General features: G+C 59.6%; 12 protein-coding genes. 8 read left to right on the top strand and 4 right to left on the bottom strand.

Translation table 11 applies throughout. The features are described from left to right. Positions 1-20 precede the first annotated feature (20 nt). Positions 21-788: a glycine betaine ABC transporter substrate-binding protein gene (locus BKA12_RS01050; RefSeq protein WP_183640007.1), complete on the bottom strand. Its 768-nt coding sequence runs from the start codon at positions 786-788 to the stop codon at positions 21-23. Here BKA12_RS01050 and BKA12_RS01045 point away from each other — a divergent pair. The 5 genes from BKA12_RS01045 (at position 787) to BKA12_RS01025 (ending at position 4282) form a co-directional block, all read left to right on the top strand. After that, positions 787-948, top strand: a complete 162-nt coding sequence (locus tag BKA12_RS01045; RefSeq protein ID WP_183640005.1) for a hypothetical protein — start codon at positions 787-789, stop codon at positions 946-948. The two genes, BKA12_RS01050 and BKA12_RS01045, sit on opposite strands and share 2 nt — an antisense overlap. Before the next feature lie 134 nt (positions 949-1082). Beyond that, positions 1083-1574 carry an Lrp/AsnC family transcriptional regulator gene (locus tag BKA12_RS01040; protein ID WP_183640003.1) on the top strand — a complete coding sequence of 164 codons (492 nt, stop codon included), beginning with the start codon at positions 1083-1085 and terminating at the stop codon, positions 1572-1574. Positions 1575-1652: 78 nt separating this feature from the next. Next, positions 1653-2135 carry a hypothetical protein gene (locus BKA12_RS01035; RefSeq protein WP_183640001.1) on the top strand — a complete coding sequence of 161 codons (483 nt, stop codon included), beginning with the start codon at positions 1653-1655 and terminating at the stop codon, positions 2133-2135. Then, entirely contained in the window at positions 2135-3616 is a 1482-nt protein-coding gene (locus tag BKA12_RS01030) for a sensor histidine kinase (protein WP_183639999.1), read from the top strand. Before BKA12_RS01035 ends, BKA12_RS01030 begins: the two co-directional genes overlap by 1 nt. Positions 3617-3619: 3 nt before the next feature. Continuing rightward, positions 3620-4282: a response regulator transcription factor gene (locus BKA12_RS01025; protein WP_183639997.1), complete on the top strand. Its 663-nt coding sequence runs from the start codon at positions 3620-3622 to the stop codon at positions 4280-4282. A gap of 56 nt (positions 4283-4338) precedes the next feature. Here BKA12_RS01025 and BKA12_RS01020 read toward each other — a convergent pair whose 3' ends face one another. Both BKA12_RS01020 and BKA12_RS01015 read right to left on the bottom strand, forming a co-directional pair. Further along, positions 4339-5055, bottom strand: coding sequence for a hypothetical protein (locus BKA12_RS01020; RefSeq protein WP_183639995.1), 717 nt, complete (start codon positions 5053-5055; stop codon positions 4339-4341). Between the two features lie 74 nt (positions 5056-5129). After that, entirely contained in the window at positions 5130-5726 is a 597-nt protein-coding gene (locus BKA12_RS01015) for a GNAT family N-acetyltransferase (RefSeq protein ID WP_183639993.1), read from the bottom strand. 31 nt (positions 5727-5757) lie between these two features. Between BKA12_RS01015 and BKA12_RS01010 the strand changes: the two genes are divergently transcribed. From BKA12_RS01010 to cpaB, 3 genes are all read left to right on the top strand, one after another. After that, entirely contained in the window at positions 5758-6378 is a 621-nt protein-coding gene (locus BKA12_RS01010; RefSeq protein WP_183639991.1) for a 5-formyltetrahydrofolate cyclo-ligase, read from the top strand. Positions 6379-6408: 30 nt separating this feature from the next. Continuing rightward, a complete protein-coding gene (locus BKA12_RS01005; protein WP_183639989.1) occupies positions 6409-6756 on the top strand; it encodes an FmdB family zinc ribbon protein in 348 nt (115 codons plus the stop codon). Between the two features lie 178 nt (positions 6757-6934). Beyond that, positions 6935-7633, top strand: a complete 699-nt coding sequence (cpaB, locus tag BKA12_RS01000; RefSeq protein WP_183639988.1) for a Flp pilus assembly protein CpaB — start codon at positions 6935-6937, stop codon at positions 7631-7633. A 9-nt stretch (positions 7634-7642) separates the two neighbouring features. Here the strand turns inward: cpaB and BKA12_RS00995 are convergent, their stop codons facing one another. Then, complete coding sequence (locus tag BKA12_RS00995) at positions 7643-11692, bottom strand: DNA helicase (protein WP_183639986.1); 4050 nt, start codon at positions 11690-11692, stop codon at positions 7643-7645. Positions 11693-11834 lie beyond the last annotated feature (142 nt).

Below are 11834 nucleotides of genomic sequence, written 5' to 3'. Positions count from 1 at the left end.
TTCTCTACCTTTTTCGTTTGTCACTTCGTATTCGTTGCAATCAACCCTTGATCCACGAGCCACTCATGAGCGGCTTCGCGCGCCGACAACGCGCCATCACCCGTGGTGACGCGCGTAAGTTCAGACATGGTGTTCTCCGTAATCTTTTCAGAGACTCGGTCAGCGATCGCCGCGACGTCCGTCTTGCGCAGATCTTCGGACAAGAACGGCGTCACCGTCTGGCTGGGGTACAACATTCGAGGGTCTTCAAGAACTACTAGACCGTTGTCATAGATCGATGGGTCCGTTTGCGGGAGGACGGCCAGCTGGATCTGATCCGTCAACAACGCAGATACCAATTGACGGCGAGAGTCGAGCGCGTTCACATTTTCCACGCGGCACGAATATTTCTCTTCCAGTTCTTTCTTCAGTTCTTCGGCCTGGGCTAGCGGCGCGCTGACAGCTGCACTCAGTGTGGAACACTTTGGCCCCGCGAATTCCATCGACGTCACGGCCGTCTTTTGGGATTGCGCAGCCGTCATGACCAGTACTTGCCGATCATTTGCTCCGGTGGGGCGCAGTGCGAGGGAGTCGATGTCTTTCAACGCGCTAGGGGTAGGCGACGCGCTGGCCGTAGGTGGCAAGAGCGGATTCGCAGTCGGGGCCGAGCGCGGGATGATGGCCAGTGAATTTCCCGTAGTCTGCACGGCCTTCGAGGCGGCATCGACGGTGGTGGCTGGCGCATTCTCCGCCTGCACTGTGACGTTGTGTCCCGCGTTGCGCAGGGCTTCCCCGTACAGTTCCGCCATGACGTTTGGCACCATGGACGTTGAGGACACAATGCTGACGCTGACAGGAGCGGTGGCGGACGGCGTCGGGGTGGGTTGCGCTCCGGTGCACGCACTCAAAGACAGTACGACGGCGCAGCTCACCACAGTGCCTCGCCAGATTCTCGCGCGGCTTGAGTGAGTCATATGGCTCCGTCCATGGGGGGGGGAAACTAGAGGGTCCGCACTGTACGAACGAACCTCGCTGAAGTTCTAGCTTATGCGTGGAATCTTCGATTATCGGCGATCGGCGCCAACGTATGGTGCAATATTGCTATGAATTCCCATGATGCAACGCCGCTTCAGCCAGCACCACTCGATGCTGTCGACCGCAAGATTCTGACCGAACTCATTGCAGATTCGCGTCTTAGCAATGCGGCGCTAGCGCAACATGTAGGGGTCGCTCCGTCGACGTCGCTGTTGAGGACTCGTCAGCTTCAAGAACGCGGCGTGATCGAAGGGTTCACCACGCGCTTGTCTTTGGCAGCGATTGGCCGAACGGTTCAGGCCCTTATCGCCGTGAAGCTCCGGGTTCATGATCGTGAACAGATCGATCGCTTCACTACGAAGATCCCCCAGCTTTCCGGCGTCCTTTCCATGTTTCATGTTTCCGGTGTCACGGACTACCTCATCCACGTAGCAGTCTCCAGCACAGACGACTTGCGTGACTGGGTTCTCGACAACCTCGCGACCGACGACGCCGTGGCACACACCGAAACCACGCTCGTCTTCGTGCAGCACATGGGACAGTCCTCACCTCTGGACTAAGGCTCGCTGGCTGAGGGAGACGCTTACCGCCGGCTAGGTTCTCATTTTCGTCTCATATGAACTTGGTGAACTAGAACTATGGATCGACCACGCTCTAAGTTCCTCATCCCCAGCATCGCGCTTGCCTGCATTCTGATTGTGGGCGGTTTCTTGATGACCGCTTTCGCTCAACCGCGCCCTGCGGACCTGGGCCCGGGACTTCAAGTGAATGCGAGCGCCTCTGCGTCGCCAGACATCGATTCCTCAAATAAGCCCATCGATCCGCAAAGTGCGGCACCTACGGCAGCTGCGGCGTCGTCTTCGGTAAAAGCGACCGTAAGCCCCACACCGACCCGCCCCGCGCCGTCGACTCCTGCCAGCGCCAAGAGCACGCAGGCCGCCGCGACTAAGGCCACCGCAACGAAGGCCGCGGCACCCACCACGAAGTCTTCAGTCAGTAAAGTAAAACCCATCGCCCCTCAACCAGCGCCACGACCGGCGGTTGATTATGACGACGATGTGGACGACGACGATGACGATGACGAAAGTGATGATGCGGACGACGCATCCGACGACGATTAATGACCTCTGACGCGCAACCAGTCGCCCCGCGGAAAGGAACCGTCGGGGGCCGCATTCTGGTGTCCATGATTCTCCTGACGCTCACCATTTTGGTGGCTTCGGGCGCTTCGATGTACCTGATTCAGCGCGGCCAGACGATTGCGCGTCTTGACGATTCCCTCTCGCGCAGCGTTGGCGAATTTCGGGTTCTGGCGCAAGAGGGCGTGAATCCGGACACCGGCCAGAGTTTTACGAAAGCCGAAGACCTCGCATACGTCGCGATGCAGCGGTCCCTGCCTTCGGCCAACGAAGGCCTTGTAGCACTCACCGAGAACCGCGTCCGTTGGGTTGCGCCGGATCATGTGGAGCTGCGGCTGGAAGGCGACCAGCAGCTGCTCGATTTCATCAACTCTTCAGCCGACTCGGGACGTGTTTCTCTCGCCACGGTGAACACGCAGCAGCGCGAATACCGCGTGGTGGTCATCCCTGTGAAGCTCGACGGCGACTCGTCCGAAGTGCGTTTTGCACTCGCCTATGACATGAGCGCGGAATTACTCTCCCTCACTCGGGGATATGTGGTCTTCGGCGCCGTGGGTCTAGGCATTCTGGCGCTCGCGTCCCTTGCCTCGTTGATCATGGTGCGCCGCTTGTTGTCACCGTTGACAAGTCTTGAAAAGACCGCGGCACGCATCACCGAAAACCAGTTGGACGAGCGCGTGCCCGTTGAAGGCACAAGCGATCTGCGCGCGTTGGCGGGCTCCTTCAACGAGATGGTGGATCACCTTCAGTCCTCGCTCCAGGCACAGCGCCAACTCCTCGACGATGTGGGGCACGAGCTCCGCACCCCCATCACCATCGTTCAGGGACACCTCGAGCTTCAAGACAACGAAGATCCCGAAGATGTCCGGCACACCCAAGAGCTTTCCCTTGATGAGCTTTCTCGCATGAATCTGCTCGTCGATGACATTGTGACCATCGCGCAAGCGAACCGTCGCGGCTTTGTGCATCTGGAGAACGTCGATATTTCCGGACTCCTGGATGACATTCTTTCCAAGGCTCGTGGGCTCGGTCCACGGCAATGGGAGATTCGCGAGCGCGTCAGCGGCGAAGTGATGATGGACCCTCAACGCATCACGCAAGCGATGCTCCAGCTGTGCTCTAACGCCGTGAAGTTCTCCTCTACGGACTCCCGGATTGACCTTGGCGCCACCCTTTCAGACGGCAAGCTTCGGCTCTGGGTCCGGGACGAGGGAATCGGAATTTCTGCGGCGGATCAAACTCGTATTTTTGGCCGCTTCGCTCGCGGCTCCAACGGTACGCGCAGCGAAGGTTCCGGCTTGGGCCTCTCCATTGTTCAAGCCATCGCTTCCGCGCATTCGGGGCAGGTCGCCGTCGAATCTCGCGAAGGCGAAGGCTCCACGTTCTCGATTTATTTGCCGCTGCAATCACGCGCGGCTGCATCGTCCACCTCACTGACGGATTCCACGGGGGAACATCACTAAGCCATGAGCAAGATTCTGATCATTGAAGACGAAGTGCGCATTGCACAGTTCGTCGCGAAAGGCCTGACCAAGCAAGGCTTTCACCCCACCGTGGCGCTGACCGGCCGCGAGGGCTTGTATTTGGCACAGACCCGTGACTTCGAGCTTGTCCTGCTGGATCTGGGGCTGCCAGACATGGATGGCTTCGCCGTGCTTCAAGAGATTCGCGAGGCTCACAACGACGTCCCGGTGATCGTCCTGACGGCTCGTACCAGCATCGAGGACACCGTCTACGGTCTCGAAGAGGGTGCGAACGATTACGTCGCAAAGCCCTTCCGATTTGAAGAGCTCGTGGCGCGCATCCGATTGCGCCTCCCCAGCGATACGAACGGCGCGGACCTCAATGACCTCACCGCCGGCAACATCACCCTAGAACTTCGCACGCGCCAAGCGCGGGTGGGCGACGACTACGTAGAGCTCTCCGCTCGCGAGTTCGCGCTCGCTGAGTCCTTCCTGCGCAATCCCCGCGTGGTCTTGAGCCGCGAGCAACTGCTGTCTCGCGTTTGGGGTCAAGAGTCTGACCCGGCCTCCAACGTCGTGGACGTGTACGTGCGCTATCTCCGAAAAAAGCTGGGAGCAGAGCACTTCGACACCGTGCGTGGCCTGGGCTACCGATTCATGCCTTAACGAAAAAGTGCCGAGGACTTCCCTTCAACGGGAGCGTCCTCGGCAAAAGAGAGTATTTAGGCGCGGCGGCGGCGAAGCACCATGTCCAGGTCAATGCGGCCCGTATCCAGCGACTCTGCGTAACCCTGGATGAGCGCGCCCGTGGCTGCGCGGTGCACTACTCTAGCAAGATCTTCGGACTGACGAATGCTCGGCGCTCCGGGCGTTGCCTTCTTCTCTTCCGGCTTCGCGAGCGGCTCGGCGACTTCGCGCTTCACTACCGGAGCTTCGGTGTAGAGCGGCTTAGGAAGTTCTACTGGCTTCCATTCTTCCCCGGCGCCCTGGGCGAGCGTTGCTGGCTCAGTTGCGCTGATTTCCGAGGACGACGACACCGCTTCGGTTGCGGAATCTTTTACGGCCACCGCTGTGCTCACTGCACTTTCGTCAGTGGCCAGTGCGTCAAAAGGGCGGCTAGGTCCCGCGTAAACAGAGGCGATTGCCAACTGTGGACGTGATTCCGTTTCTTCAAAGGAGTCCAGCTGTGGGTTCATGGCGTCAGCGAATGCTGCCTGCACGCGCTCCATGGCGCGGCGTTGACGAGCACGAAGTGCCAAAGCACGAAGTCCAATGAAGGACGCGATCACCACGACGAGCATGGTGGAGGCCAGCCGGCCAGTTCCCTGTCCGGCAAGTGCCATCACGGCGGCGATGAGCATTGTGACGAAGGCGATGAGACCAACCACGGCGACGGCAAGCCGGCCATAGTTGATCTTGAGTGGTGCCTGGTCTGCCATGGAAAGAACTCCGAAAATCGCGGTCAAAGGGAAGCTATTTCGAGGTTATCGGCTGACATGTTAATCACATGGAACTAGGTCGGTGTGTTCCCAAGTCTGTCTATCATTCGGCCCACAATTTCTTCTTTCGTGATAGCGAAAGTTCGGTGGTCAGCCCACTCGCCCGCGATATGAAGATAGTTCTTGCGAAGACCCTCATCGCGCAGACCCAACTTCTCCACCACACGCAGGCTGGCGAGGTTCTCCGGACGAATGTTGATTTCAATGCGATGCAGGTTCATTTCAAAGAAGCAATGATCCATCACGAGCGCTACCGCCGTCGGAATAATGCCCCGTCCGGCCCACTGCTGCCCCACCCAATAACCAATTTGCCCGCCCCGCGCCGAACCAAGCATGATCCCGGAAACCGACAATTGACCCACGAGGCGCTCTTCGTAAGTCACGGCGAACGGAAGTTGCCTGCCTGCTTTAGCTTCGGCGTCGTAATTTTTGACCATCTGGCGGAAGGTCACCACGGGCGCGTCATCCGTGGGGCGTGTGGCCTCCCAGCGCGAGAGCCACGCGTCATTTGTGCGGCGCAACCACAACCATGATTCCTTGTCACGCACGCGCAACGGACGCAAACCCACCGGTCCATGCTGCAAATTAAGGGGCCACTTCGCACTCGTCACACCTCGTAGCCTACTCGTCTAGGATGTGGCCATGGACACCCCTGCTGGCGCAAGCCTGGACGATCAAAAACAAGCGCTCCGGAAGCACTACCGGGCTGCCCGAAAGAACCTGCCCGTGGCTGAACGGGAAGCGCAAATGGCCTTGACCACTGGACACGTGCGCTCATGGCTGGATCAGAACGCTGAACACAGAGCTTTCACGGCGGTACTCCCTTTCGGTGCCGAGCCGCCGATTATGCCGTTTTTGATGCAGATGCATGATCGTAGATATCGAATTCTGGTGCCCATTACCGAGCCCGAACGTCAGCTCAGCTTTGTAGAATGGACGCCGGGCGTCGCGATGGAGCGCTCGTCGGTGGCCCCGATTGATGAACCCGTGGGACCGCGCGTGGACTTCCGGGCTATGGCTGAGGTGGATCTGATGCTGGTTCCCGCGCAAGTGGTTGATGACCAGGGCGGGCGCATGGGTCAGGGCGGCGGCTACTACGATCGATTTCTCGAAAAAGTGCGCACTTTGGCCGATCCACCGAAGCCCTACGCAGTGGTTTTCGATCACGAGCTGGTGCCTGCAGGAACCTTTCCTGTGGAGGACTTTGATCAGCGCGTAGACGGGGTCTTCACATCGGCAGGCCTGACACTCTTCGACCGGTAGAATAGTGAAGGTTATTTTCTGGGAGGACCAATGCCTACTTATTCTTACGCGTGCAAAGACTGCGGCCGAAACATGGATATTTTCCAGTCTTTCGACGAAGATTCGCTCACCGTTTGCCCTGAATGCGGCGGAAACCTGCGCAAAAAGTTCAACAGTGTAGGCGTGGTATTCAAGGGTTCGGGCTTCTACCGCAATGATTCGCGCGGCAGCACCACGAGCGCTTCGGCTCCTGCAACGGCAGCCGCTTCCGCGACGTCTGGATCGTCTGATTCGTCGAGCTCTGCCTCCAGCAGCTCTGATTCGTCATCCGCTTCTTCGGCGCCGGCTTCTACAAGTGGTTCGAGCTCTTCAGCTTCCTCAACTGCTTCGACCTCCTAGACCGCTTCGACTTCCTAGAACGCTTCGAGCGGAGCAGGCTCTAACGCCTCCACGAGTTTGAGCGCTCGCCCCAAAGAAATTCACCCACAGGTGGCCGGCAACGGCCCTGTGGGTTTTCTTTTCCCCAAGTCTGGGCCGTGCACCCTCTGCGCTCTGGGGCAAATGATGTTCTGATGCGGTGAAGACGCAAACCTTTGATGCCAGAAAAGCCAGAGCCAGCCGGCGCCGACGTGGCCGAACATTTCAAGAGTGGCGGGCAAAGTATCGACGCGTCATCGCAGCCCTGCTGGCCGGAGTCGCCGTCGCGCTGACGTTGATCTTCTTCGCTCCGCGGATAGAACCTACGCGATCGGTCCTGGTGGCTGCGCGAGATCTCCCTGCTGGTCATCAACTCGCAGCTGCGGATCTAGCTACGGTGAATTTGGCCTCAGACGCCATTCCTCCAAGTTCAGTCCGCACAGCGGGTGAGATCACGGGACAGCAGCTCGCGGTACCTATCGAGCGTGGGGCGCCTATCCCCCGGTCTTCGTTGGTGGGACCGGGTTTGCTGACGGGTGCGCCGCCGGGAACGTCCGCGGTGCCGGTCCGTGCAGCTGATGCCGAAGGCACTGCGATCCTTCGTCCCGGAATGAACGTGAATGTAGTGCTGACTACCGGTAACGGTTACGAGACGCCGACAGAATCACGCATCATTGCTCGAAACGTGGTGGTGCTGTGGAATGGCGATCAGTCCAGCGGATCCTCCACGTCCTGGATCAGTTCTTCTAAGAACCAGCCAGGAACCGTGGTGGTGGCTGCGCCTGAAGACGACGCCGCTCGGCTTGCAGGAGCTACGAGCGAGGGGAAGGTCTCGCTCGTCATTAGCTCCAGTGATTAGTGCTAGCGCTTAGCTCCAGTGCGGTGGACGCTGTTCCTTAAGCCACTGATCGCGGTTTGACTCCTCGAAGTCTCCCCACGCACGAGGATCGTCTTCCTTTGCAACCTTTGGCAAGATGGCGCTCGCTGGTGGAATGTCCTTGATGGTGGTTCCGTGCGAGGTCGCTACTTTGGCCTTCGTTTCACCGGCTGCAGCCGGAGCTGCAGCTGGTGATTCCGAGGCCTCGTTGGCTTCTGGTGTTGGCTGCTGTGCGTCAGCTTCAGGCTTTGGCGTTGCGGCTGGGTTGGAAAACAAGCCCAAGTATTCTCCCAATCGTTGGGCAACGGCGCTAGGGTCGCTGAAAACGTCAATGGTCCAGAGCGGCACGTAACGCCACCCCATCGCTTCGAGGCGCTGCGGACGCAGGCGGCTGCGTTCGCGGACGCTCAATTCGCGGTAGTTCTTGGTGCCATCAGAGATGACGGCCAACGGGTGCTGGCCCTTGGCAATCTCGGCGTCGCGAGACGCTACCGCGATGTCCAAGACACCTCGGTAGGACTGCTGCACTCGAGCGCCCAACATTTCCAAACGGTCCTTGAGGTCGCGAACCAATGGATCTTCGATGGCCTGGCCCTCGCCCTTGAATCCAGATTCGCCGTCAAGCAATCGGTCCACAAGGGTCAAGAAGAAGCGAGGTGCGGACGCCAAACGGTCCCACTCCACATCGCTCTTGCGCAGGGAAGACACGAGCTGCAGTGACTCGCGAGGACGCGTCAGAGCGCTCACCAAGTACTCGTCGCCTTGCGCCTCGCTCAGCAAACCAAACTGGTGCAACGCCTTGCCGTGGGTGTTCCGGCCGTAGCCCAAAGCGAAGATCACTGCGTCGCGTTCTACTGAGCGTGCTCGCTGAACGCTTGTCACCACGAAGGACTCTTCGGATGCTTTGAAGAACTCGCTGGCCCAACGATAGTTCGGCAGCTGGATCCGAATAGCTTCGGCAATCTTTCGAGCGTGCAGTTCGTTGCCCGCAATGACGGCCAACGAGTGGTGAGGACGGCGGCGGATGTGCGCGAACACCATGTCCACCACGCGATTGACCTCAGCGATGGTGGATTCCACCGGCTGCGTCGGGATCGAAGGAACGCCCGTTCCGTCCTGAACGTAATCAGCCGAGAGTCCCGGGAACGCACCCGAGAAGGCGCGAGAGCCCGGTAGACGCTCCAGTTCGGAATCGTAGTACCACTCGCTCAACAGCGCGGTCAGGCGTTCGTCGACGCCGCGGTACACCTTCTCGAGAGAGCAGGTCGGCAGCACGGTGCTCAGCTGCTCCAAGGCGCTCAACGGCGCATCGGGCTCGCGGTTGGTCGCGGTGGGATCAACGGATACCTCAAAGCTTCGAGGAGCTCCCAGCATCTTGTCGCCAAACGCAATGATCTGCGAGGACTTGGAGATCATGCCAATCGCCGAACGCAGCGACAACGAGTAAGCGTCCAAGAGAACTACGGCGTCAAAGACCATCGTGGATGGCACATTGGATGCCAAGTGCAGAGGCGAGCCGACGAGCACGGGAACCATAGAGTTCACGAGAGCCGAAGGCAACGCGGCGAACTGCTCGAGCGTGGGGTCGCCAATCTTGAGCATCGTGCGCAGGTCGCGCGAGGCACCGCGGTGATCGGCAAGGGCATCGCGCCAGTTCTTTGCGAGGCTCCAGCGCAAACGGTCAGCGCCGGACTGCACGTGAGCTGCATCCGCGAGGCGGTATTCGGCCTCGATCTTGCGCAGCATGTTGCCGTCAGACATCGCGAGGAAGTCGTCTCCGCTGATCATTGCCATGAGCGCGGAGCGCCACCAGGCAAGGTTTAGTTCGTCCTTGACCATCTCGGTACGGACTTCGCGGTTCCTCAAATCAGCAAGGAACTCGGAGAGTCCACGCTCTTTGAGCTGGTCTTCCAGAATGTTGCGCTCTGGCAGGATCTGCAAAGTGTCGGTGTCGTCGACGAGATCGTTGAGTCGCTTGCTCAAGTCCTCGATGCTCTGCTCTTCAACATTGAGTGCTTGGTCAGCAGGCAACAGGGACGCAAGCTTCTGCAGGCGCTCGGCAACAGACTCGAAGTCACGCTTGAGGTCACCGAGACCCAGCGGCACCGACGGATGACGCTGGCTGGTGGCGTACTTCTGCCACCGTTCGCGCTGCACGTGCACGTCGATGAGTGCCTCATGCAGATCCGTTAGGTGAACGCCTGGACGCACAAATTCCTTGGCCACGCGGCGAAGGCGCGAGCGCGTCATGGAGCTCATTTCCACGTTGTTGGCCTTGCGCCACGAGCTAGATCCCGTCGCAGCGATCAGGTCCTCAACGGAGTGATCAAAGATGTCCGGCTCAAACTTGTCCAACGACGAGCGCACCGTCATGAGCATTTCAAGCTGTTCGCGCCACTGTACGAAGGAGGAACCCGGACGAATCTGTGATTCCTCAGCCGTCTTCGCGAGTCGCTCCTTGAGCGGCTCGAAATCCACTTTCAGGCTCTGGACAAGCTTCAATGCTTCGTCAGCGCCTTGGCGGTTACGAATATTCGCGCCGGCCCATGGCTTGGTCGCGGCATCGGCCGTGAAGGCACCGAGCTCGGCGGCACGCTCGAGCTTGGCGGAGACGTCAGAACGGTCCAGCAACGTATCCAACACGGAACGCTTGAGCTGAACTTCGGTGGCCGGAGCTGGATTCAACGAGGTCAGCGCGGCCAGTTCCTGCATGGCCTGGTACGGCGAGCAGTTCCACCGCTCGCGCACCGTGTGCAGTGACGCCACGTGATCAACCAACGCATGACGGTGCGTCACGAGGGTTTCGTGAAGCTTTTCAAGCTTGGGCTCGGTCGCGCGTTCGTTGCGCAAAATGGCTTGCTTGAGCTTGCTGCGGAATTCTTCAACACCAAGCTGTGGCGTGAGGTGCGCTGCGATCGAGTCGAGGCGCAACGATTCCAGACGATTCATGAATCCGCGCGCGGTGTTCTTGCGCTCGGCCACCACCAACACACGCTTGCCCTCGCGCACCAGCATGGCCACGGCGTTGACCGCGGTCTGCGTCTGCCCGGTGCCCGCCGCTGCGTTGACCGCCACTGACTCCCCCGCGGCTACATAATCGAGGACAGTTTGCTGGCTGACATCGGCGTCCAGCACCAAGAATTCTTGGGAAGGGTGACGCTCGTCCGCAGACGGGTGGTCCACTTCTGGTTCCGGGAATTCAAAGGACGACGACGCAGCTGGCGTCTCGCTCTCACCCCCCGTTGCGGAGGCGGCGGCTTCTGCGGACTCTGTTTCTGATCCGTCGACCGAACTGGACGGTGCCGCAGCCGTTTCTGATGCAGGCTTTTCAATGACATCCGGGGCGTGGGCCGCGATCAGCCGACCGATGACCGGATGAGTTGGGTCCAGATGATCCGGGTCCGCTGGATCCACGAGATCGGCGAAGGTGGAGATCAGGATCTGATCCTGCGCGTAGAAACCAGGAAGTTCGTTCGTTTCGCGACGCACCACGGACAGGGCAGCGTGAGGATCGAAACGCGCCGTGGTGTACGCGGCGGCGTTGAGCTGCTGAGCTGAAATGTGGACATCGAGCTCGCGTGCCAAGTGGCGCAACAAAGCCGGGTTGGCGCTAGCGCGCTCGGTGATCTGGACGTCGTAGTCGTCCTCTTCTTCACGGCGTACCAGGCTGATCTTGCCCAGCATCACGGGAGCGCCGAACTGCTCGCTGCGACCGTTGACGAGTGCGCGCCACGAGGTCACGCCCGCGGCGACGTATCCCACGTCGATACCGCGATCGTCGCTGAGCTCGCTGATCTTGGCAACAAGATTCGCTGCTACCGTGGCAGCTTCGAGGTACGTCGCGCGGTCGCGAAGCAACATTGACAGTCGCGTGCGACGTCCCATCAGGAATTGCGACAGTCCCGACGGATGAGCGTGGGTGAGATCAATACTGTTGGACTTTGAGCCGGCAAAACGGATGAGAGTATCCGTTCCCGCCCCCGTGCCCAAAGACTTCATCCACGACGAAAATACGTCCTGGTGTGAATCTGCAGCAGTCACGCGTCAGAGTCCTTTCACAGTCAACGCATGCATGTGCGCTTCGCTAAGTTCGCATTAAAAGCCGTGGCGACTCGGCCACGGAAGTTTTTCACTTCCACGTTAGCCGAGTCGCCACGGTTCAGACCTGAGTGAAACACCCCCA

The organism is Neomicrococcus lactis (genome assembly GCF_014200305.1).
Taxonomy (GTDB): domain Bacteria; phylum Actinomycetota; class Actinomycetes; order Actinomycetales; family Micrococcaceae; genus Neomicrococcus; species Neomicrococcus lactis.
This window is presented reverse-complemented; position numbering and strand designations above follow the sequence as displayed.